The organism is Pseudoxanthomonas sp. (genome assembly GCF_036845285.1).
Classification (GTDB): Bacteria; Pseudomonadota; Gammaproteobacteria; order Xanthomonadales; family Xanthomonadaceae; genus Pseudoxanthomonas_A.
In genome coordinates, this window is the sequence record NZ_DAIUEE010000002.1 from 329,036 (window position 1) to 351,672 (window position 22,637).

Sequence of the window (22,637 nt, forward strand, 5' to 3'; positions counted from 1 at the left end):
CGGTGTGTTCACCCGCACTAGCGAATATCGATGGGCCCTCCGTAGTAAGGGCGACGTTGTCCAGATGAGATCGCTTGGCTCGTGGCAGGAATTACTTTCCAGTTGAGCCAGAAGTCGCCCGTGCAGAGGCGCCGAAACGGGATGCCGATGGACTGGCCCGCAGCCACTTCGACGTCGACGACGCTGGAAAAGTGGGGCGGCACCTCGCCCGTCAGGATGGGCGTGTCGAAGTCATCGCGTGCAGGGGCGGGCAGTTCGCGATCCATGTAAAAGCTCTTCATCGTCACGGTCACCGGATACGACCTGTGATTGACGACCGTCACCGCTGTCCCGCAGCTGTCTGCGAGTGCCATGCCCGGCATCGCAAGCGTTGCGCACAGCATGATCCAACCTGTCCGCATGGCACCTTGCTCCTTGCTGTCGAGGAGCGGGGCCGCCGATGCGGCCCCGCTCGGTTCGGCTCAATCCGCGGCAATCGCCGGTGCATCGCTCTTCACCGCGACCAGCTTGTGGGCCTGGTCCACCATGCCGATGAACTCCGCCTTCAAGCCGTGGGGGTCGCGTCCTGTCGAAGCGCGTGCGGTGCGCGCGACGTCGCTCCAGTTCCAGCCGTCGATGCGCTGGCCACCACGCAGCAGGTCGGCATAGGCCGCGACCGCGCTCGCGAAACGGAACGCATCGCTGGGTTGCGCCGTCAGCGACGTCCGGGCGATGGGCGTCTCGATGAGGCGGCTGCTGTCCTGGCCAGGCAGCTTGTAGCGCAGGCGCACGTGCGCGACTTCGTCCATGGATGCGCCGCTTGCGACCTGCTTGCCACCACCGTAACGCAACGCGGGCAGGCGGTCGGCACCGCTGCCGACCGGCGTGATCTCGTACAGCGCGGTGACTTCGTGGCCCGCACCGATGTCGCCGGCATCGACCTTGTCGTTGGCGAAATCCTCGTTGGCCAGCACGCGGTTCTCGTAGCCGATCAGCCGATACTCGGACACCAGGGCGGGATTGAACTCCACCTGGATCTTCACGTCGCGGGCGATGGTCAGCAGGGTCGACTGCATTTCGTCCACCAGCACCTTGCGGCCTTCCTGCAGCGTGTCGATGTAGGCATGGTTGCCGTCTCCGACATCGGCCAGCTTCTCGGCCAGCGCATCGTTGTAATTGCCGGTGCCGAAACCCAGCGTGGTCAACGCGATGCCGGACGCGCGCTGGTCGGCGACCATCGTTTCCAGTGCATCCTGGCTGACCGTGCCGACGTTGAAGTCGCCGTCGGTAGCCAGGATCACGCGGTTCACGCCGTCCTTCACGAAGGCCTGCTTCGCCATCGCATAGGCCAGGCGGATGCCGTCGCCACCGTTGGTGCTGCCGCCGGCCTGCAGCCGGTCGAGCGCACCGAGGATCTCGTCGTGCCGATCGCCGGGCGTCGGCGGCAGCACGAGACCGGCCGAGCCGGCATAGACCACGATGCTGACGCGGTCCTGCCTGCGCAGCTGGGTGACGAGCTGGGCGAACGACTGCTTCAGCAGCGGCAGCTTGTCCGGCGACTCCATGGAGCCGGAGGTGTCGAGCAGGAACACGAGGTTGGCCGGCGGCAGCGTCGCTTTCGGTACGTCGTAGCCCTTGATGCCGACCATCAGCAGCTGGCGCCGGGTATTCCAGGGCGCCGGTGCGAGTTCGGTGGTCACGTTGAAGGGGCGGCTGCGGTCGATGGGGGCGGCATGGCCATAGCGGAAGTAGTTGATGAACTCTTCCGCGCGTACTGCGTCGGCGGGCGGCCGCTGGCCTTCGCGCAACATGCGGCGCACGTTGCTGTAGCTGCCGGTGTCCACGTCGACGGAGAAGGTCGATACCGGCTCGTCCACCGTGCGGCGGACCGGATTGTCATCGCGTGCGGCGTACTTTTCGGTATTGGCCGGTGCCGCATACGTGGCGACCGCGTTGGCGGTGCGGTACTCCATCATCATCGCGGGAGCCGGCGGCGGCGCGGCGGGTGCGTACGCGTGGCCCGCGGCGATCGCGGCTTTCGCCTGTTCGCTGCGCAGGCGGCTGCCGGTGACGGTCACGCGATCGAGCGTCGCCTGTTCGCGCTGCGTTGCGTCGGCGGCGCTGTTGGCGACGTAGGCGTCGGCGGCGGCAGCCGCTTCCGCGTCAGGGGAGTGTTGCGTGGTGGGATTCGACTGGCAGGCGGCCAGCAAGGCTGCGGCCAGCAGGGTAACGGTGAGACGGTGCGACATGGCGTGACTCCGTGTGTGGGACAGGAAGTCGAACGCGCGGGCCTGGAAAACGGGGTTCGGGGGGATGGCATTCGGCTGGCCAGTCCCCAAGCGGGCTGTCCAGCGTCAGTCGATGGCCCCGACGTCCATGCCGTCATAAGCATCCAGTCCGTGTTCGTCGGCGAAGCGGTACAGCGCCTGGTTGCGCTGGTCGAGGCTGTCCGGCGTGTGCACTTCCGTCTTCTCGACGTGCAGCCACCACAGGTCCGGATCCTTGCGGTTCTCCTTGTCCTCGAGATACAGCGCGATCACGCGGTAGCCCTGTTCCTGCAGCAGCGGCACGACGGCCTCCAGTGCGGGACGCGAACCATGGGTGAAGAAGTAGCCCCACACCAGCGGCTTGCGCAGGTCCCACGGCGTTTCCTTGGCCATGTTGTCGAACATCTCGACCAATTGTTCGTGGGTGATCATGGGTGCTCCTGATGGTCTGGATGCGGAAGGACAGCTGACGCTCCAGCGAAGGATGAATTGCATGCCATCGACTAGGGCATGGGTCGCTGCCGCGCTTGTCGATATTGGCGCCTGTCGCCCAGTCGTCGGCTTTCCGTGTCGATATTGACACAGATAACGCCACTACAAAGGATTGCGTCCGACGCCGCATATGCCTGCAACACGGGGATGGCATCCTCGTGGCGTTGCAGCTCATCCCTGACGGCTACCAGCTCCTGGCGATAATGAGCCAGTGTCATCCAGCCGCACAGAAGTACCAGTAGCAGGATCGCTATAGCGACCCCGCACCAGATCGACAAGGTCCTGTGCACCGACTGGAGTCGCGCCGATACGTCGTGGCCAAAGCCGGTTGCAATGGGCGACAAAGTCTTCCTTGCGTCATCGGTTATAATGCTGGAGGCATTGTCGACGATCGTCTTTACCTGGTTGCCGCTGTAGGAAAGCGCATCCTGCAGCGCCCGCATATGTTGGTTGACCTTGGTCTGCATGCTGATTTCGCTTTGTTCGAACTTGGCCATCATGGCGGCCTGAAGCTTGAGCGAGTTATGCAGGGATGCGATAAGGCTGCGGAGTTCTTGTTCGTCGTACATAGGCAGTCCCTTGCCGCAGCGGTCAGATGGATAGTCCACGAGCGAGTGGCTCGTGAAGCGTGTCCTGCTGATGCACATCCTGTGATGGACCTTCGGTCAGGAGTTCACGGCCCCATTGCTCGAGTTTCCGGATGTGGTCGGACCCGGCGATCTGTGCGATCACCCGGTTCGCAGCTCTGTCATCGCCCGCGAAAACAGCGGCAGCCAGCCGGTCGAGGTCCCGGTCGCCCGTGCCCGCATCGGGTTGCGTGATGCGGTCCCGACCGGGCAGTGGTTGGACGATGTCTGGTGGAGGCTGGACATCGTCAGGTCGGGCGTTGCGTTGCTCCGCCGCACGTTCGATCTCCCTCAACGTTGACGGATCCGCCCGTCCCGTGACGGCGCGCGCGTGCTGCTCCTGGAAACTTCGGACGGCCTGTTCCGTTTCCTGTGTAAAGACGTCGCCCTCGGGCACGCGCCGGTTCCGTTCGGCGCGGACGTCCAGCGCGCGCAGCTGTTCATTGAGTTGTCGAACTTCGTCGCCCGTCTCAAGACGGCGTAGTGCACCATCCTCCATGGCAGGCCGGCCGACCGCTGGCAGGACAGGGTTGCCGGCGGGAACACGTCCCGCGTCGAGGTCAGCGACGAATTCCGGTGTCAGCACGGCACGCCAGGCGTCATAGCGGTTCAACCTGTCTTCCAGACCATTTTCGCCGTTGTTGATCGCAAGTGTTGTCTTGGAGACATCATCGCGCTCCTGTTCAGGCACTTCGTTCTGCCAGAACCAGAGGGCGATGCGTTCGCCGTTTCCACGATCTGCAGCAAGCTGGGGATGGCGTGTCAGATCCAGCTCCAGCGCCGCTCCCGCCGTTGCGTAGTTGCTCTCTCCGGTCAACTGCGTGTATCCGCGGCCACGATACAGATAGCCATCGCCAGCATCGTCATTACCCATACGGTTGCCGTACATCAGCCGTGCCAATTCCTGGGGCCTGCCTTGCAGCGCTTCAAGTCGTGCGGACTCAAGCGCTTCAAGGCCTTCTCGACGCGCGGATCTGACGGGGATCTGGTTGATGCCCCGCGTGTACCGGAAGCTCTCCTCCATAAGGGTGAAACCTGAAGACTCATGGCCCATCTGCGCCATGAAGTTGGCCATTTCCTCGCGTGAGGCTATGCCTGCTTCGCGTGCCGCACGCAGCAGGGAGAGTTCGTTCTCGTTAGGCACCGAAAAAGTCCTTTTCGACGGGAGTTGGGTCAGGGAATCGCATCCGCCGGGTAATCGGCAGGATCGAAGCGTTCCAGGAATACGGTATCGACAGGGGAAAGATCTTGCCGTCGCTCCACGGACCTTCCTTCAAGGCGATCCAGTCCGTGATGGACGATGCTGACCAGTCGCCATCGTTTGTTCCCAGGCATGTAGGCGAAGCTGTACTCGCTGGACCACAGTTCACGCGAGCCGCCCTCGAAGCGGAGCTTCAGCTCGGCCTTCTCGGCGCTCAGGCTTTCAAGCGGGTCTCCCATCATTCCGCCACAGGCACGGCAGAGGATGGCATGGGGATTGTCTAGCGCCTCCGTCAGCGAGCCATCTGGACCACGCAGAAAGATCAGCAACCCTCGCGGGTGGGAGCCGTCGCTGCGCTTGCGATCGATGACGAGCAGGACATCGTCGTTGCCATCCCCGTCCGCATCGCCGCTAACCTTCATCACCACCGATGCATCTTTGGTGGCGAGCCTCACGATGTTTTCCTCGCCCAGGGAGGACGACGTGGCGCAAGCCGTCAGCCAGACAAATGACGCGAAAAGCGCTGTCATGCAACGCACTTGGCGCATGGACATCTCCTTGGCCATACATGGCCTTCCCCGCAACGGCGAAGTCTAGCCATGGGGTTGGCGTCATTTCTATTTACATTCTCGTGTCGGCCGACCTTGCTCGCGGTGTGGACAAGGCATGAAGACAGGTCAAAAGCCACTGCTGAGGCGACGTCAGTCCGCGGTCAGTTCCAGCGTTCCATCGGCAAGACGGGCTTGGACCTTGTCTCCGGGCTCCACCTGCGTCACCGAGCGCACCAGCGTGCCGTCCTCTCTGGTCACCAGGGCGTAGCCTCGCGCGACGGTCGCCAGCGGGCTGACCGCTTCGAGCGAGCGGGCGAGGGCGCGCAGGCGCAGGGCATCGCGTTGCAGCGTGCGCGCAACTGCCGCTTGCGGGCGCGGCGCCAGGGCGAGCAGGCGCTCGCGCAATTGTTCGAGGCGACGCTGTGGCGCGTGCGCACGCAGGATCGCGTCGGCATGGCGGAGCGCGGCGACGCGACGGGCCTGCTGATGCTGCCAGAGGGCGTGCAGGCGACGCGCGGCGTCTTCCTGGCGGCGCCCGAACGCTTCCAGTCGCGCCTGCGGTCGCAGCGCGTTGAGGCGCAGCGCTGCGCGATCGGCGCGCTGCATCGCATTGCGCAGGCGCTGGGTCTGCAGGGTGGCCAGCCGGCGCTGCAGCACCTGCACGCGCGCCAGCAGGTCGCGGCGGTCCGGTACCAGCAACTCCGCCGCGACGGAGGGCGTCGGCGCGCGCAGGTCGGCGGCGAAGTCGGCGAGGGTGAAGTCGGTCTCGTGGCCGATCGCGGACACGACGGGCACCGGTGACGCCGCGATGGCGCGCGCCAGGCGTTCGTCGTTGAACGCCCAGAGATCCTCCAGCGAGCCGCCGCCGCGCGCGATCAGCAGCACGTCGTAGCGACCGCTGCGCGCCGCGCGTTGCAGCATGTCGACGATCTGTGCCGCCGCCGTTTCGCCCTGCACCTGCACGGGCAGCACGTCGACCTCCAGCAGCGGGAAGCGGCGCTGCAGCACGCTGAGTACGTCGCGCACGGCCGCGCCGGTGGGCGAGGTCAGTACCGCGAGGCGCCGCACGTGGGCGGGGAGGGGACGCTTGCGTGCATCGTCGAACAGGCCTTCGGCGGTCAGCCTGGCCTTCAGTTCCTCGAACGCACGCCGCAGCGCGCCTTCGCCGGCGTCTTCCAGGCTGTCGATCACCAGCTGGTAGTCGCCGCGTGCTTCGTACAGGGTCAGCCGGCCGCGCGCGAGCACGCGCAGTCCCTCGCGCGGCGCGAACTTCAGCCATTGGCTCTTGGGCTTGAACATCGCGCAGCGCACCTGCGCGCGCGCGTCCTTCAGCGTGAAATACAGGTGGCCCGATGCGGGGCGCGTGACGTTGCCCAGCTCGCCCTCCACCCATACCAGCGGAAACGCGCCTTCCAGCAGGTCGCGCGCCAGCGTGTTGAGCTGGGTCGGCGTGAGGATGTCGCGTGCGGTGTCGGCCATGCCGCAAGGATAAACGGTGACGCCGGCAGGTGCCGCGAATGCCTGCGACACGCGGTCGCAGTCCCTCGGGTGCGTTCCGTGATGGAATGCCCGGGTCCCGATGGCCGGAATCGTCCTCATGTCCTTGTCCCGCTGGTCCCGCCCCGTGTTGCCGATGCTGCTCGCGACGCTCTCGGCCTGCGCACCCGCGGACGTGCCGGCACCCGCCGACGCCGATCCGGCGCCCCTGGTGGAAGCACTGATGCTGCCGTCGCCGCCCCGCGCCGCCCAGCCCGACCTGGTGGCGACGCCGGACGGTGCGTTGCTGCTGAGCTGGGTCGAACCAATGGGCGAGGCGGGCCATCGTCTTCGTTTCAGTCGCCTGTCGGGTGATGCAGGGGAGTGGACGCCGCCGCAGACGATCGCAGAAGGCGCCGGATGGTTCGTCAACTGGGCCGATACACCGCACGTCTACGCGTTGCCCGACGGATCGCTGTGGGCGCACTGGCTGCGCAGCACCGGACCCTCGCGGATGGATTACGGCATCGACCTGGTGCGCTCCGGCGACGGTGGCGCGACCTGGACCACGCCCCAGCTGGTGCACCCCTCCGGCACGCCCGGCGACCATGGCTTCGTGACGTTCTGGCCGCAGGCGCGCGACCGGTTGGGTATCGCGTGGCTGGACAGCCGGCAGAAGGCGGCATCCGGACATGCGGGTCACGATGCGGGCGGGCACGATCACGCCGGGGGTGCGGCGATGATGCTGCGCGCCGCGACCTACGATGCGCAGGCCGAGCAGGCCGGCGAGTGGCCGCTGGACACGTCCACCTGCGATTGCTGCACCACGTCGTCCGCCGTCACCGATCGCGGCGTGGTCGTCGTCTATCGGGGGCGCGGCGATGGCGAGATCCGCGATACGCGCATCGTGCGTTTCGATGGCGAACGCTGGACGCCCCCGCGCGACGTACACACGGACGGCTGGAAGATCGCCGGTTGTCCGGTCAACGGCCCGGTGGCGGTGGCCGAGGGCGAGACGGTGTGGGTCGCGTGGTACACCGAAGCGGATGGCGAACCGGAACTGCGGGCCGCGCGCTCCGACGATGCCGGCGACACGTTCGGTGCGCCGGTGACGTTGGCCAGGGGAATGCAGGTGCTCGGGCGCCTGGGCCTGGCGCGCGCCGGCGATCATCTGCTGGTGAGCTGGCTGGAGCAGGCGCCCGACGAACGCCAGACGCTGGTCCTCGGCCGTTATGACGGCAGGTGGAAACACGCACGGCGCGTCGAGGTCGCCACCCTGTCCGCGCGCGGCCGCGCCAGCGGGATTCCGCGGTTGCAGGCCAAGGGCGACGCGGCGTGGCTGGCATGGACGGACGTCACCGGCGACACGCCAGGCCTGAAGGGTGCACGCGTGGTCTTCCGTTGATGCACGGATGCGACACTTCGTCGCATAGGCTCCACACCCGTCCCAGGGCTTAGAATCACGCGGTGATCCGCTCTTCCGCCTTCCTCAGACCGATGCTGCAGCTGGCCCTGGTGGCCGCGTTGCTCATGGCGTTCGCACCGTCGGTCACGCGCTGGGTGGCCAGCGCCGGCATGCAGGTGCTCGCTGGCTGGACCGAGTTGTGTACCAGCGACGGCATCAAGTGGGTCGATACGCGCGCCGAATCGCCGGTGGAAAAATCCCCGGCGCCCGCCGGCATGCCGATGGGAGCGGACTGCGCCTACTGCGTGCTGGCGGCCGTGCTGCCGTTGCTGCTGCTGTGCATCGCGCTGCTGTTCCCGCGTCTTGCGGGCGACGTCATCGCGGATGTCGTCGTGCGTCCCCGCGCGGGGCGGACGCGCCTGCGCGGCCTTGGCGGACAAGGGCCGCCCCTCCTGCTCTGAACCACAAGACCCCTCGTTGATCGTGCGGCCGGTGCGCCGCGTCCTTGTGCTTTGGAGTTTCCATGTCCCTGTTTCCCTGGGCGACGCCGCGTGCGTCGCGCCTGTCCGTGGCCGTTGCCGCGGCCCTGTCATTCCCCATCGTCGTGCTCGCCGCCGAGCCGGTCGTGTTGCCCGACGGTTCCCGCGCGACGCAGCTCGATACGGTCGAAGTCAAAGGCCACCGGGCCGGACTCGATCAGGACGCCGGCACCGGCACGCGCCTGGCCTTGAGCATCAGGGAGACGCCGGCGTCCGTCACCGTGATGGACCGCGACACGCTGGATGCGCGCGGCGTGCGCACGACGCAGGAAGCCCTGGCCGGCATTCCCGGCCTGACCGTCGCCTCGCCGCCGGGCAACGGCAACGCGGTGACCTATCGCGGGTTCTCCGGCAGCCAGATCACCCAGGTGTTCAACGGCATCGACGTGCAGTACGCCAGCATCGCTGCGCGTCCCGTGGATGCGTGGCAGTACGAGCGCGTGGAGGCCATCGGTGGTCCGTCGAGCTTCCTCTACGGTGCGGGTGCCGTTGGCGGCACGATCAACTATGTCACCCGGCTGGCGCGGCTGGATCGCGACGAGGCGGTGGTGCGGGCGTCATGGGGATCGTTCCGGGACGGCACGTTGGCGATGGGCGCCAACCTGCGCGTCGGTGGCGACGCCGCGCGGCAGGCGATCAGGCTCGATGCGAGCACGCGCGATGCGGAGAGCTGGGTCGATGGACAGGAACGCGAGGCGTCGACGCTGGCCGCTTCGTGGCTGGCGCAGGTTTCCCCGTCGCTGCGGCACACCCTCGCGGTGGAGTATCAGCAGGAGGACAGCCATCGCCCCTATTGGGGCACGCCGGTGCGCCAGCCGGCGACCGGCCGCCTGTCGGTGCTGCCGCAGACCATCGGCCGCAACTACAACGTGGATGACGGCTACTACGGACAGGACGTGCGGTGGGCGCGATCGCTGCTGGAATGGACGCCCGGCGAGCGCGATACCGTCCGCAACACCGTCTACCACTACGACGCGCTGCGCGATTACCGCAACGTCGAGAGCTACCGCCTGACGGCCGGCAACGACGGCGTGGTCCGCTCGGGCACGCTGCTGCAGCGGCACGACCAGCAGGTCTACGGCAACCGGCTGGAATGGCGCCACGAAGGCGCGCTGTTCGGCCTGCGCACGCAATGGGCCACCGGCCTGGACGTCAGCTACAACCGGCAGACCCGCTTTCCGCTGTCGTTGTCGGGCACCGTCGACACGGTGCCGCTCGATGCAAGGACGCCGGGTCGCTTCCTCGACGTCCCGGGCACCGCGATCGTCTACACGCCCGACCGCACCAACCGGCTGCACACGCAGGCGGTGTACGCCGAGAACCTGACCGGACTGACGCCTTCGCTGTCGCTGCTGACCGGATTGCGCCGCGATCGCATCGTGCTCGACGTGGTCAACCATCGCGCGGTCACGCCCACCAATCCCGCACGCTTCGAACGCGAGTACACCCCCACCACCGGACGCGCCGCGTTGAACTGGGCCGTCACCCCACAGGCGAGCGTCTACGCGCAGTACAGCACGGCGGCCGATCCGCCGGCCGGCATCCTCAGCACGGCCAATTTCGGTGCGCTGCGCGACTTCGACCTGACCACGGGACGCCAGGGCGAGATCGGCACGAAACTGCAGACGCGCGACGGCACCGGCTTCGCCACGCTGGCCGCCTATCGCATCGTGCGCCGCAATCTCGCCATCACCGACCCGGCCAATCCCGGGCAGACGCTGCCGGTGGGCCAGCAATCCTCGCGGGGTGTCGAAGCCACGTTCGGCTGGCGTCCACTGGATGCGTTGAGCGTCGAAGGTAACCTGGCCTGGGTCGATGCGACGCTGGACGACTTCTACGAGAACGTCGGTGGCGTGCCGGTCTCGCGCGCAGGCAACCGGCCCACCAACACGCCCTCGCGCGTGGGCAACCTGTGGGTGGACTACACGTTCGATCCACGCTGGTCCGCAGGCGTGGACGTGCGCGGCGTGTCCTCGCGCTACGCCAATGCCGCCAACACGCTGTCGACGGCGGGCTACGCCACCTGGGGTGCCCACGTGGGCTTCCGGTGGAGCGAGCGCACGGAGTTGACCGTGCGCGGCCGCAACCTCGGCGACCGCGCCCATGTGGTGTACGCGCTCGGCGGCACGATGGCCTACCTCGGCGATCCGCGCAGCTGGGAAGTCGTGCTGCGCAAGACGTTCTGATGCGGCTGGAGAACCCCATGGGCACGATTTTCCTGCTCGGTGTCGGCACCTGGCTGATCGCATGGGCGTGCGGGCTTGGCCTCCATTGCCTGGCGCACGCCGATGCGGCCGCACGGCTGCTGACGCTGTTCGACACCCCCGTATCCACCCTCGACACGGAGACGAAGGAATGAAACTTCCCCTTGCCGCTCTGCTCGCCCTGTCGCTCGCGGCATGCCAGCCGACGCCACCCGCCGCCGCAGGCGATGGCGGGCCTGCCGCGCGCATGAACGTGGCGTCACCCTGGCTGCGCGAGGTGCCGCCGGGCGCGCCAGTGGCTGGCGGCTTCCTCACGCTGCACAACGGTACGCAGGTCGACGACCGCCTGCTGTCCGTCGAGTGCGCCGCGGCGCAGCGCGTGGAGATCCACGAGATGCGCGACGAAGGCGGCGTCGCCCGCATGCGCCGCCTCGCCGATGGCCTGCCGCTGCCCGCCGGCGCCACCGCCGAACTGAAGCCCGGCGGACGCCATCTGATGTTCATCCAGCCGCAGGTCGCGCTGAAAGCCGGCGGGCGCGTCGACGCCACGCTGGTGTTCGAACGCGCGGGCCGGGTGCCTGTCGTGTTCGACGTCCGGGCGCTCGGTGCTCCGGCGACCGCCACGCACCACTGAATCCCGGTCGATTCCCTTTCTTCCTTTCCCTTTCCTGCGGATGCCACGCATCCGCCCCACGGAGTCCTTCATGCATCCGTTCTTCTTCCGTCGTCCGCTGGTCGTTGCGATCGCCTTCGCATGCACCGCGCCCGCCATCGTCCACGCCGAAGCAGCCGGCGATGCGGCCACGCTCGACCGCGTCGTCGTGACCGCCAGCCCGGTCTCGCCGCTGACCTACGAAACCGATCCGACCCTGCCGCGCCAGCCGGTGCCGGCCAGCGACGGCGCCGATTACCTGAAGACCATCCCCGGCTTCACGGCATTGCGCAACGGCGGCACCAACGGCGATCCGGTGCTGCGTGGCATGTTCGGTTCACGGCTCAACCTGCTCACCAACGACGGCAGCATGCCCGGCGCGTGCCCGGCACGCATGGACAACCCGTTGTCCTACGTGGCGCCGGAAACCTACGACCGCCTGGTCGTGGTGAAGGGACCCCAGACGGTGCTGTGGGGGCCGGGCGCGTCCGCCGGCACGGTGCGCTTCGAGCGCGACACGCCGCGTTTCGATGCACCGGGGCTGCGCATCGACGGCAGCCTGCTGGCCGGCTCGCACGGCCGCAATGACCAGGTGGTCAATGCGACCGCCGGCGCGCGCCAGGGCTACGCGCGCCTGAGCGCCAACCGTTCCGAAGCGGACGACTACCGGGACGGCGACGGCCGTCGCGTGCCATCCGCGTGGAAGAAGTGGAACACCGACCTGGCACTGGGCTGGACGCCGGATGCCGATACGCTGCTCGAGTTCAACGCCGGTGTCGGCGACGGCGAGGCGCGCTATGCCGGCCGTGGCATGGACGGCTCGATGTTCCGCCGCGACAGCCTGGGCCTGCGGTTCGAGAAGCGCGACCTGCCGGGCGTGCTGGACACGCTGGAAGCGAGCGTGTTCCGCAACGAGGCCGACCACGTGATGGACAACTACACCTTGCGCGAACCCAACCCGATGAGCGCCATGCCGATGCCGGTGGCGGCGAACGTCGATCGCCGCACCGAGGGCGGTCGGGCGGCGCTGGCCGCGAAGGGCGACCGTTGGGAGCTGACTGGCGGCGTCGACGCCCAGCGCAGCCGGCACCGCCAGCGCAGCGCGATGGGGGTGGATGCGTATCGCGCGCAGCCTTGGGAAACCGATGCGCAGTTCCAGACGCGCGGCGTGTTCGCCGAGGGGTCATGGCGTATCGCCGACCACCGTCGCCTGGTGGCGGGTGCGCGCGCCGATCGCGTCGAGGTGCAGGACCGGCGGTCGACGGCCGGCATGATGGGCATGCCGAATCCGACCGCCGGCCTGATCCGCCGGCAGACGCTGCCGGGCGGGTTCGTGCGCTTCGAACACGATGCCGCCGCCGTGCCGGTCGCCTGGTACGCCGGCGTCGGCCACACCGAACGCATGCCGGACTACTGGGAACTGTTCTCCGCCGACAGGGGGCCGATGGGCGCGCCGAACGCCTTCGCCGGCATCGCGCCGGAGAAGACCACGCAGCTCGATGTCGGCCTGCAGTACCGCAGCACGCGGCTGGACGCCTGGGTGTCGGCCTATGCCGGCCGCATCGACGATTACATCCTGTTCTCGTACATGGCGGGCGGCATGATGGGCACGATGTCTTCGGTGGCGAACGTGGATGCGCGCGTGCGCGGTGCCGAAGCCGGCATCGAGTGGCGGCCGGGCGAGGGCTGGACGCTGGGCGGGACGCTGGCGCATGCCTGGGGCGAAAACCGCGACAGCGGCCGGGCATTGCCGCAGATGCCGCCGCTGGAGGCACGCCTGACCGCCGCGTACGAAGGACCCCGCTGGAGCGCAGGCGTGCTGTTGCGCGCGGTGGCGCAGCAGGACCGCGTGGCCATCGACCAGGGCAACGTGGTCGGGCGCGACCTCGGCCCCAGTGCGGGATTCGCGACGCTCGCGCTCAATGGCGGTTACCGGTTCAGCGACCGGGTGAAGTTGATCGCCGGCATCGACAACGTGTTCGACCGTACCTACAACGAGCACCTCAACCTGTCCGGCAGTGCCGATTTCGGCTATCCGGCCGATCCGGTGCGCATCAACGAGCCAGGCCGCACGGCCTGGGTGAAGCTGCAACTGGCGTACTGACGCGGCCTTCGCATCGGCGCCTCCCTTCTTGGCTACGATGGCCGCCACATCGTCGTCGAAGGGTGCGCCGCATGCGCGGTCTGGATTTCAGTTCGTGGCAGGGCCTGCTGACCACGCTGGCGGGACTGGCGATGATCACGGTGATCGGCGTCGGCATCCGCCTGCTGGTGATGCAGACGGTGCAGGAACGCCGCGCGCGCGAGAACCGGCAGATCAACGAGCGGCTGCGCACGTTGATCGCGGCCTACAAGGTGCTGGGCGGTTCGTTCACCGGTGCGCTGGACGTCGATCCCCGCCATCTGCGCGACCTGCGCGCGCAGGCGCGGGAAACAGGTGCCGATGCCTTCGACGAGGGCAGCGAGCGTCCGCGGCGCATCCGCGATGCGGTCGAAGCGGCCTTGTCTGACGTCATCCTGCTCGGCACCGACGACCAGGTACGGCTGGCGTCGCAGGCGGCGACCGATCTGGCGGCGGGTCGTCCCATCCGTACTGACGCGCTGGTGGTGTCGCTGCGCGATTTCATCCGCAGCGTGCTGGATCTGGAACCCATCCCGTCCTCGCTTGCGATACCGCGGCAGGGACCGGCGCGGCCGGTGGCGCCCAAGGGCAAGGGCGATGCGGCCAAAGGCGAGGGTCGCCAGGGTGGCGGAGGTGCAGCCGGCGGCGCCGGGATGGGCGCCGCCGGCATGGGTGCCGGTACAGGCATGGGGTTGGGTGCGAGCGTCGATCCGGATCGCGATCCCTCGCGCTGACGGTTACTCGTCGATCCAACGCCGTTCCGGTCCCGGCCGCTTCGCCAGCTTGCGTTGCAGCGAACGCCGGTGCATGCCGAGCAGGCGCGCGGCGGCGGAAATGTTGCCTTCGGTTTCGGCCAGCGCCTGCTGGATGTGTTCCCACTCCAGCCGGCTGAGCGGCGTCATGGTGTCGTCGGTGGCGCTGGTGTCGTCTGCGGCGCCCGGCACTTCCAGTCCGAGCGCGCGCAGGATGGTCGGCACCGTCGCCGGCTTCGGCAGGTAATCGTCGGCGCCGCGCTTGATCGATTCCACCGCGGTGGCCACGCTCGCATAACCGGTGACCAGCAGGATCTGCATGTCGGCACGAAGCGCACGCAGCGGTTCGATCAGGCCCAGGCCGGAATCCGCGCCCAGTTTCAGATCGACCAGCGCGAAATCCGGCAGGTGCTCGCGCGCCTGCGCCAGTGCGCTGGCCGCGTCCAGCGCGATCTCGGTCTCGATGCCCTTGCGTGCCAGGCTGCGCTGCAACGTGCGCGCGTAGAGTTCGTCGTCGTCGACCAGCAGGCCTTTCATCGGATGCCTCATCAGGGAGTCTCGTCGTGGCCTGCCACCGGCAGGCGGAATTGCACCTGGACGCCCTTCGGCGGCACGGCGCGCATGGTCATGCGTCCGCCGAGCCGCTCGATGGTGGCATGCGACAGGGCCAGGCCCACGCCCATGCCTTCGGGCTTGCTGGTACGGAAGAGTTGTTCGGACTGGAACGGCAAGGCTTCGTGGAAGCCATTGCCGTAGTCGCGCACGGTGCCGACCAGTTCGTCGCCTTCGCAGCGCAGGTCCAGGTCCACGCGTTGCGAACCGGCCTGGCGGCTGGCATCGGCGGCATTGTTCAGCAGCGCCTGCAGCAGGTGGCCGGTGGATGCGTCGGTGGCCAGCCATGGCGGCAGGGCGCCGGAGCGCCGCAGGTCGACGGTCGGGCGGATCAGCTGCCAGCGCTGCACCACGTCGTCCAGGTCCACGCGCTGGTGCACGCCCATGTCGGCCGAGGCGGCGAGCGCGCGCACGCGGTCGCGGCACAGGTCGATCAGCTGGCGCATGGTGCCCGCGTCCTCGCGGATGTCGGGTTCGGACGCGTGTTCGCGGATGTCCTCGGTCAGCAGCGTCATCGTCGCCAGCGGGGTGTTGAGTTCGTGCGCGACGGCGGCCGCGTGGGTGGCCAGGGCGACGATGCCCTCGTTGCGCGCGAAGCGCTCGCGCAGGCGCGCCAGTTCCTGTTCGCGCAGGCGCAGCGCGGCGACCAGCCGCGTGGAGAAGTACAGCACCACGCCGGCGGACAGCACGAAGTTCACCGCCATGCCCCACAGGTGCACGTTGAAGTTGTCGCCATGCAGGTGCGGCAGCGGGCGGCCGAACACGGCCGTCAGGATGTAGCCCAGCAGGCAGGCCACGCCGGTGGCCAGTACCCAGCGCAACGGCAGCGCCAGCGCGGAGACCGCGATCAGCAGCAGGAACATCGAGCTGAACGGATTGCCGATGCCGCCGCTCCACGCGACCAGCCAGGACAGCACGGCCACGTCCACCAGCATGTGGGCGAAGGCCTCGGCCGGTGTCTCCTCGCCGGGCCGGTGGCTGCGCCAGGTGGCGTAGACGTTGAACAGCGCCAGTGCGCTGATGCCGCTCCACAGCGGCCAGCGGGGCAGGTCGATGCCGAGCAGGCCCAGCGCCACCAGCACCGTCACCGCCTGGCCCACGATCGCCACCCAGCGCAGGTTGCACAGCGTGCGCAGGAACGACGGCGACAGGGCCAGCAGGGTATTCGGCATGCTCACATGCTAGTGCAAGCGCGCAGGCCGGACCCGCGACATGGCGTCGCAGGGCGGGTCCAGCCCCGCGGACGGCCCACGCTACAATGCCGGCATGCACGACGCCGTCACCCGCCCCACGCCCCCCACCGACGCCGCGCCCTGGCCGCGCCGCATCACCCAGGCCGTCCAGATCGGCAACGCCACCGTCGGCGGAGGCCGCCCGGTGGTGGTGCAGTCGATGACCAATACCGATACCGCCGACATCGCAGGCAGCGTGAAGCAGGTGGCCGAACTCTGGCGCGCCGGTTCGGAAATGGTCCGGCTGACGGTGAACAATCCGGAATCCGCCGCCGCCATCCCGCGCATCCGCGACAAGCTGGAAATGATGGGCGTGTCGGTGCCGCTGATCGGCGACTTCCACTACAACGGGCACCAGTTGCTGGCGGGCGAGCCTGCCTGCGCCGAGGCGCTGGCCAAGTACCGCATCAACCCCGGCAACGTTGGCTTCGGCAAGAAGAAGGACACCCAGTTCGCCCAGCTGATCGAATTCGCGATCCGCTACGGCAAGCCGGTGCGCATCGGCGCCAACTGGGGTTCGCTGGACCAGGCGCTGGCCGCGCAGCTGATGGACGAGAACCACGCGCGCCAGACGCCGTGGGATGCGGGCCGCGTATTGCGCGAGGCGCTGATCCGCTCGGCGGTGGATTCGGCCGAACGCGCCGTCGATATCGGCCTGCCGCGCGACCGCATCGTGCTGTCGGCCAAGGTCAGCGGCGTGCAGGAACTGATCGCGGTCTATCGCGACATGGCCAGCCGCACCGATTTCGCGCTGCACCTGGGCCTGACCGAGGCCGGCATCGGCAGCAAGGGCATCGTGGCGTCGAGCGCCGCGCTGGCGGTGCTGCTGCAGGAAGGCATCGGCGACACCATCCGCATCTCGCTGACGCCGGAGCCGGGCCAGTCGCGCACGCAGGAAGTGATCGTCGCGCAGGAACTGCTGCAGACCACCGGCCTGCGCGCGTTCACGCCGATGGTCACCGCGTGCCCGGGCTGCGGGCGCACCACCTCGGAGTTCTTCCAGGAACTGGCCAAGGTCGTGCAGGAACACGTGCGCGGCAGGATGCCGGAATGGAAGGTCACCCATCCCGGAGCGGAGAACATGACGCTGGCGGTGATGGGCTGCGTGGTCAATGGTCCGGGCGAGTCGCGCCACGCCAACATCGGCATCTCGCTGCCGGGTACGGGCGAAGCGCCGGCGGCGCCGGTGTTCGTCGATGGCGAGAAGAAGATCACGCTGCGCGGCGAGAACATCGCGCACGAGTTCGTCGCGCTGATCGACGACTACGTCGAGCGCAAGTACGCACGTGTCGCCGGCTGAGAGGCTGGCCCAGGGCCGGCGCTTCATCGCCGGCCTGCTGCGTGAGCACGGCGGCCGATTCGTCCTGCTGTTCCTGTGCCTGCTGGTGCCCCTGTGGGTCTTCGTCGAACTGGCCGACGAAGTGCACGAACTGGAAGCCTTCTATTTCGACGATGCGCTGCTGTGGCGCGCGCACGCGATGGCGGGGCCGGCCCTGGACCGCTTCTTCGTCTTCATCTCGGCGATCGGCTACCAGTGGGGCGTGGTGCCGGTCGACATCGCGCTGACGGCGGGCCTGCTGATCGTGCGGCGTTGGCGCGAGGCCACCTTCGCCGGCGTGTCGTTCGCGGGATCGGCGCTGTTGAACATGGCGACCAAGCAGTTCTTCCAGCGCGACCGGCCGACGCTGTGGGAATCCATCGCGCCCGAGCACACCTTCAGCTTTCCCAGTGGCCATGCGATGGGCTCGGCGACGCTGGCGATGGTCGTCGTGCTGCTGTGCTGGCCTACGCGCTGGCGCTGGCTGGCAGCGATCCTGGCGATCGCCTTCACCTTGCTGGTGGGCGTCTCGCGCATCTACCTGGGCGTGCATTACCCGTCCGACATCCTCGGCGGCTGGGCTGCCGGTATTGCGTGGGTGTCGGGGGTTTACCTGGTGCTGTACCGCGTGCGTGGCAGGCCGTGGCTGGTGCGCTAGACGGCTGCCAGCGGTTGTAGGAGCGACGTAAGTCGCGACCGGGTCAACGAGAGGTCCTGGCCTCACAAAGAATCAGGGTCCATTCGGTGCCATGACGTGTACTGCATCGATCACGACGCGGTCGGCGTGCGGTCGCGACTGACGTCGCTCCTACAGGGGAGCAATCCTAGGGCGCATACGCGCGCTCGCGCTCTTCCTGCAGGCGCTGGCGCAGGTACTGGTCGCGGGTCAGGCCGGCGGGAATATCGGTCATCGCCATCACCTCGTTGACGACCTGCGCTTCGCGCGTCTTGTAGGCCTGGAAGCGGGGATCGCGGGCCTGCTGCGCGGCAAACGCGGCCATGCGCTGGTCGGCGTGCGTGCGGTAGCGATCGGCGATCACGGCGACCTCCGCCGCTTGCTGCGCGGGATCGTCCACGGTGGCCTTGATCAAGGCGGTGCGCAGCAGCACGGCTTCGCCGGCGGACAGGCCATCCTCGGCTTCGTAGCGATCAATCTGGCGTGACAGCGCGTCCGCGCGCTCACTGCGTTCGACGGCTCGCAGGGACCGTGCGCGTGCAAAGAAATCCTTGGCGTCGGCCTCGAAGCGCTGGCGCTCGCGGTGTGCTTGCGCCTGCGGCGTGGCTTGCAGGGACGCCAGTGCGGACGCGGATGCGTCGGCTGGAACAGCGGCGTCGGATGCGGTCGCAGGCGCCGCTTCTGACGCGTCCTGCTTCCACCACGACACGGCGGCGGCGAGGACCAGAAGCGGCACGAGCAGCGTCAGCAGTTTCTTCATGCAGAACCTCGTATGCGCCGGGACCGCCGCAGCATGGCGGTCCCGGGCGTGGACATCAGCCCATCAACTGGTCGACCAGCCAGTACAGCAGGTTGAACGGCTTGGCCTTGTCGGCCTTGTCGTCCTGCTCGCTGGCGTCGAGCACCTTGCCCTGGCCGTCGAGCACGCTGTCGATGAAGTGCTTCAGTTCCAGGTTCTGCGCCTGCACGTCGGCGTTCTTGAAATCGACGATGGTGGTGCAGTGGCTCTCGTTGAGTGCACGGTACTGCGGGAAGTAGCCGCCGAAATTGTTCAGGCCATTCAGGCGGTCGCGCAGGCGGGCGGTGTCGGTGTTCCAGCGGGCATGGATGCGCGCTTCCTTCGTCGCCTGGTCCGGTGCGTTGGCGATGTCGGGATAGAAGCGCTCGTACGAGTACGAGGAGTAGTTGAGGTCCTTCCAGAAGTGCGTGTGGCCGAGGCGGTCGCCGGCGTACTTGCTGGACAGCGCGGGATACAGGCTGCCGAGTTCGTTGAGGTCGAACTGCGGCAGGCCGCTGGCGAGGTAGGGCAGTGGGCCGTTCGGCTGGTCCAGGCCCCAGGCGCTGCGGATCAGCGCCATCAGCGGCTGCGACGGGTAATCGACGGGATTGCCGTTCTTCGGCGTGGGGAAGATCGGGCCGGAGTCGTCGATCAGGAAGCTGCGCGTCGGTGCCAGGTCGCGGCGCAGCGGGTGATAGCTGGTCAGGCTGCCGGCGCCGCCGGCGCTGCAGCCGGTGGACAGCATCTGCGTGGGCCGCGGCAGGTTGTCCTTCAGCCAGCTGACCACCGCGCGCACGTTGCGCGCGCCGTTGTGGTGCCACACCAGCGGTGCGTTCTGTCCGCTCGGGTCGTTGTACACGGCGACGCGGTCTCCGCTGTAGATGTCGCCGGTGCAGTAGGGCACGTAGACCATGTTCCAGCCCTGCGTCTTGACGCCGTCGAAGGGGCTGATGCGGGTGACGAACGGGCTGACCAGGCTCGCGCCCGGATTCAGCAGGCCCATGTAGTCGTCGGGGATGCCGTTGGGATTGCGTGCGCCGCGGATGCCGCCCTGGCCGCTGCAGCTGGCGTAATCCCAGCACGCGCCACCGCCTTCCATGTAGATGATGGTGTTGCGCGTGTTCGCCACGCGGTTGACGAAGAACTTGAACGGCGAGCCGTCGCCGCAGACCGCACCGGTCGACGGCGCCAGCTGGACGGTCTGCCATGACTCGTAGCGGCCGGGCTGGAAGCCGTCGTTGAAGCCGGAGGGATTGGACAGCAACGGGTAGTTGCCGGTGCGCTGTGCAGCGGTGACCTTGTTGTCGGCCTTGGGTGGCGAGACCAGGTTCACCAGGGTCTGCCAGAAGCTGTAGTCGCCTTCCTCGGCTTTCAGCGGGGCGGCGATGGCCAGCGTGAGCGCCGCGGTGGCGAGGGCAAGCCGCAGGGGTGCGGGACGTACGGGTGCAACCATGATCGGATCCTCCGGCGAGAGTCAGAGCGGACGTTCAACGGGATGGACTGCCTTGGCGTGCGGCGCCTGTGGGGGCGGCCACCGTACGAAGGCGGATGGTGGTGCGTTCGCTTGCCGGCGGGATTAAGCGCGCGTGATGGCGTCGGCTTTGGCTGCGCATGCCCCCGATATTGGCCGTGATGCCCCCCTTCGCGCGGCCCCGGTCTGCATGGCGGCACGAAGGGTTCCCGCGGCGCAGCACGGACATGCGTTCCTGCACGCGTGGGCGGGAGCGCGGGTGGACAACGGATCGTTGCAGGCGGGCGCCTTGCCGCCTCGGTGCCGCCGGCCGAACATGCGCACTCGCCATTGCGTGCCGCGATGGTGCTTCGTCCCGGGGAAAGGACATGCAGGAACTGGTCGACCGCTACGGCGTACTGCTGGTGTTCGCCAACGTGCTGGCCTTGTCGCTGGGCCTGCCGGTGCCGGCGATGCCGACGCTGATCCTGGTCGGTGCCGGACTGGCGTTGCAGCCCGGGGCGATGTGGCTGCCGCTGCTGGGTGTGCTGGCGGTGTCGGTGACGGCCAGCCTGATCGGTGACAGCGTGTGGTTCTACGCCGGACGGCGCTACGGCAACCGCACGCTGCAGTCGCTGTGCCGGCTGTCGCTCTCGCGCGACACCTGCATGAAGCGCACGGAACGTTTCTATGGCCGTTTCGGCATCCGCATCCTGTCGGTGGCGAAGTTCATTCCCGGCCTGTCGATGGTGTCGGTGCCGCTGGCCGGGGCGATGCACGCGCGGCTGCCGCTGTTCCTGCGCTACGACGGCGTGGGCGCCACGCTGTGGGCGGCGCTGGGCCTGGGACTGGGGGTGGTGTTCTCGCGGCAGGTGGAATCCGTCATCGACCTGCTTTCCCGGTTGGGCGCCGGCGCCGGCGTGCTGATCGGCATCGCGCTGGCGGCGTACGTGGCCTGGCGCTGGTGGCGCCGACGCACGTTGCTGAAATCGCTGGAAGCGGCCCGTATCGAGCCGGACGCGCTCGACACGCTGGTGCAGGCGGGCCAGGCGCCGGTGCTGTTCGATATCCGCGCGCCCGGCTTCCGCGATGTGGATCCGTACGTGATCCCGGGCGCGGTGTTCGCCGACGAGCGCGAACTGGGCGGCATCCTCGCGACGTATCCGCGCGACGGCAAGATGGTCATCTACTGCGCGTGCCCGGACGAAGTGTCGGCCGCGTGGATGGCGGCGAAGCTGCGCAAGGCGGGCTTCCGCGACGTACTGCCGCTGCGCGGCGGGATCGATGCCTGGCGCGGTGCCGGTTACGGGGTCGAGCGCATCGGCGACTGATGCCGCGCGCCCGGATCAGTGTTCGATGCACACCCGGTTGCGGCCTTCGCTCTTGGCGCGGTACAGCGCGGCGTCGGCGGCGGCCATCATCCGGCTCACCGTGTCGCGGTCCGGCGTCAGCGCGGCGATGCCGATGCTGACGGTGATCGTCTGCGCTTCGCCACCCGGCCGGAACACTACGGCTTCCACCGCTTCGCGCAGGCGCTCGGCGAAGCCGTAGGCGGCGTCCGGACCGCACTCGGGCAACAGCACGGCGAATTCCTCTCCGCCGATGCGCGCTGCGGCATCGTCGTTGCGCACATGCCGGCGCACCAGCGTGGCGATCTGTTTCAGCACGTGGTCGCCGGAGATATGGCCGTAGCGGTCGTTGATCGGCTTGAACAGGTCCACGTCGATGATGCACATGGTCAGTTCGCGATGGTGGCGCATCGCGCGCGCGATCTCCTTCTCCACCGTCTCGATGAAGTGCCGGCGGTTGTGCATCTCCGTCAGCGCATCGTGGGTGGCGAGCTGGTAGATCTCTTCGTGGTAACGCGCTTCCACGCTGCTGTGGCTGATGAACTTCAGGATGCTCTCGCCCAGCGTGATGTGGTCGCCGTCGGCCAGCACCTTTTCGGACACCACGACATCGTTGACGCGGGTGGTGTTGGTGGCGCCGAGGTCGCGCACGCGGTAGCTGTCGCCGTCGCGCCAGATCTCGCAGTGCAGGCGCGAGACGCTGTTGTGCGGGATGTGCAGGTCGGCTTCCTGCGAGCGGCCCACCCGCACGCGCGCGGTGTCGATGTCGGCACGCCGGCCCAGTCCCTCGCCATGGATCACCACCACGCATGCCGAGCGGTGCGACGCCGGCCGCGGGCCGTCGCTCAGGATGGTCCGTTGTGTGGTGGGTGGATTGAGGAAGTCCCGGGACATGCGAGCGCGGCAGGCAGGTGCGGGTCCGAGTGTAACGGATCGGTCGGTCAACTCATGCTTCC

22 protein-coding genes are annotated in these 22,637 nt (G+C 68.2%); 10 read left to right on the forward strand and 12 right to left on the reverse strand.

What is annotated here, in order from left to right; all coding sequences use genetic code 11:
- Positions 1-17: 17 nt before the first annotated feature.
- The 7 genes from V7060_RS04105 to xseA all read right to left on the reverse strand — a co-directional run bounded on the left by V7060_RS04105 (position 18) and on the right by xseA (position 6,595).
- Complete coding sequence (locus V7060_RS04105) at positions 18-401, reverse strand: hypothetical protein (RefSeq protein WP_334177970.1); 384 nt, start codon at positions 399-401, stop codon at positions 18-20.
- A gap of 60 nt (positions 402-461) precedes the next feature.
- On the reverse strand, positions 462-2,228 hold the full coding sequence (locus V7060_RS04110; protein WP_334177971.1) for a VWA domain-containing protein: 1,767 nt from the start codon (positions 2,226-2,228) through the stop codon (positions 462-464).
- A 105-nt stretch (positions 2,229-2,333) separates the two neighbouring features.
- Positions 2,334-2,678: a ribonuclease E inhibitor RraB gene (locus tag V7060_RS04115; RefSeq protein WP_334177972.1), complete on the reverse strand. Its 345-nt coding sequence runs from the start codon at positions 2,676-2,678 to the stop codon at positions 2,334-2,336.
- Positions 2,679-2,749: 71 nt separating this feature from the next.
- Complete coding sequence (locus V7060_RS04120) at positions 2,750-3,307, reverse strand: hypothetical protein (protein ID WP_334177973.1); 558 nt, start codon at positions 3,305-3,307, stop codon at positions 2,750-2,752.
- 22 nt (positions 3,308-3,329) lie between these two features.
- Positions 3,330-4,508, reverse strand: a complete 1,179-nt coding sequence (locus V7060_RS04125) for a peptidoglycan-binding protein (RefSeq protein WP_334177974.1) — start codon at positions 4,506-4,508, stop codon at positions 3,330-3,332.
- Positions 4,509-4,537: 29 nt separating this feature from the next.
- Positions 4,538-5,113, reverse strand: coding sequence for a hypothetical protein (locus tag V7060_RS04130; RefSeq protein WP_334177975.1), 576 nt, complete (start codon positions 5,111-5,113; stop codon positions 4,538-4,540).
- Positions 5,114-5,266: 153 nt separating this feature from the next.
- The gene (gene xseA / locus V7060_RS04135) at positions 5,267-6,595 is read right to left on the reverse strand and encodes an exodeoxyribonuclease VII large subunit (protein WP_334177976.1); all 1,329 of its coding nucleotides are present in this window, start codon (positions 6,593-6,595) and stop codon (positions 5,267-5,269) included.
- Positions 6,596-6,713: 118 nt separating this feature from the next.
- On the opposite strand from xseA, the gene V7060_RS04140 reads away from it, so the two are divergent.
- The 7 genes from V7060_RS04140 (at position 6,714) to V7060_RS04170 (ending at position 14,248) form a co-directional block, all read left to right on the forward strand.
- Positions 6,714-7,997 carry a sialidase family protein gene (locus tag V7060_RS04140; RefSeq protein WP_334177977.1) on the forward strand — a complete coding sequence of 428 codons (1,284 nt, stop codon included), beginning with the start codon at positions 6,714-6,716 and terminating at the stop codon, positions 7,995-7,997.
- Positions 7,998-8,059: 62 nt separating this feature from the next.
- Positions 8,060-8,458 (forward strand): DUF2946 family protein, encoded by a 399-nt coding sequence (locus V7060_RS04145; protein WP_334177978.1) that lies wholly within the window; start codon positions 8,060-8,062, stop codon positions 8,456-8,458.
- Between the two features lie 62 nt (positions 8,459-8,520).
- Entirely contained in the window at positions 8,521-10,722 is a 2,202-nt protein-coding gene (locus V7060_RS04150) for a TonB-dependent receptor (RefSeq protein WP_334177979.1), read from the forward strand.
- A 17-nt stretch (positions 10,723-10,739) separates the two neighbouring features.
- Complete coding sequence (locus tag V7060_RS04155) at positions 10,740-10,895, forward strand: hypothetical protein (protein ID WP_334177980.1); 156 nt, start codon at positions 10,740-10,742, stop codon at positions 10,893-10,895.
- Entirely contained in the window at positions 10,892-11,374 is a 483-nt protein-coding gene (locus tag V7060_RS04160) for a copper chaperone PCu(A)C (protein WP_334177981.1), read from the forward strand. The genes V7060_RS04155 and V7060_RS04160 overlap by 4 nt, the downstream gene beginning before the upstream one ends.
- Positions 11,375-11,444: 70 nt before the next feature.
- Positions 11,445-13,496, forward strand: coding sequence for a TonB-dependent copper receptor (locus V7060_RS04165; RefSeq protein WP_334177982.1), 2,052 nt, complete (start codon positions 11,445-11,447; stop codon positions 13,494-13,496).
- A gap of 71 nt (positions 13,497-13,567) precedes the next feature.
- Positions 13,568-14,248 carry a hypothetical protein gene (locus V7060_RS04170; RefSeq protein WP_334177983.1) on the forward strand — a complete coding sequence of 227 codons (681 nt, stop codon included), beginning with the start codon at positions 13,568-13,570 and terminating at the stop codon, positions 14,246-14,248.
- 3 nt (positions 14,249-14,251) lie between these two features.
- On the opposite strand, the gene V7060_RS04175 is transcribed toward V7060_RS04170, so the two are convergent.
- Entirely contained in the window at positions 14,252-14,818 is a 567-nt protein-coding gene (locus V7060_RS04175; RefSeq protein ID WP_334178093.1) for a response regulator transcription factor, read from the reverse strand.
- On the reverse strand, positions 14,815-16,050 hold the full coding sequence (locus tag V7060_RS04180; RefSeq protein ID WP_334177984.1) for an ATP-binding protein: 1,236 nt from the start codon (positions 16,048-16,050) through the stop codon (positions 14,815-14,817). Before V7060_RS04180 ends, V7060_RS04175 begins: the two co-directional genes overlap by 4 nt.
- 94 nt (positions 16,051-16,144) lie before the next feature.
- Here V7060_RS04180 and ispG point away from each other — a divergent pair, with 94 nt between their 5' ends.
- Positions 16,145-17,410 carry a flavodoxin-dependent (E)-4-hydroxy-3-methylbut-2-enyl-diphosphate synthase gene (ispG, locus tag V7060_RS04185; protein ID WP_334177985.1) on the forward strand — a complete coding sequence of 422 codons (1,266 nt, stop codon included), beginning with the start codon at positions 16,145-16,147 and terminating at the stop codon, positions 17,408-17,410.
- Positions 17,411-17,414: 4 nt separating this feature from the next.
- Positions 17,415-18,086: a phosphatase PAP2 family protein gene (locus V7060_RS04190; protein WP_334178094.1), complete on the forward strand. Its 672-nt coding sequence runs from the start codon at positions 17,415-17,417 to the stop codon at positions 18,084-18,086.
- Between the two features lie 166 nt (positions 18,087-18,252).
- Here the strand turns inward: V7060_RS04190 and V7060_RS04195 are convergent, their stop codons facing one another.
- The gene (locus V7060_RS04195; protein ID WP_334177986.1) at positions 18,253-18,864 is read right to left on the reverse strand and encodes a hypothetical protein; all 612 of its coding nucleotides are present in this window, start codon (positions 18,862-18,864) and stop codon (positions 18,253-18,255) included.
- A gap of 55 nt (positions 18,865-18,919) precedes the next feature.
- Positions 18,920-20,335, reverse strand: a complete 1,416-nt coding sequence (locus V7060_RS04200) for a pectin acetylesterase-family hydrolase (protein WP_334177987.1) — start codon at positions 20,333-20,335, stop codon at positions 18,920-18,922.
- 386 nt (positions 20,336-20,721) lie between these two features.
- Between V7060_RS04200 and V7060_RS04205 the strand changes: the two genes are divergently transcribed.
- Positions 20,722-21,663 (forward strand): DedA family protein/thiosulfate sulfurtransferase GlpE, encoded by a 942-nt coding sequence (locus tag V7060_RS04205; RefSeq protein WP_334177988.1) that lies wholly within the window; start codon positions 20,722-20,724, stop codon positions 21,661-21,663.
- Between the two features lie 15 nt (positions 21,664-21,678).
- Here V7060_RS04205 and V7060_RS04210 read toward each other — a convergent pair whose 3' ends face one another.
- On the reverse strand, positions 21,679-22,575 hold the full coding sequence (locus tag V7060_RS04210; protein ID WP_334177989.1) for a GGDEF domain-containing protein: 897 nt from the start codon (positions 22,573-22,575) through the stop codon (positions 21,679-21,681).
- Positions 22,576-22,637: the final 62 nt, after the last annotated feature.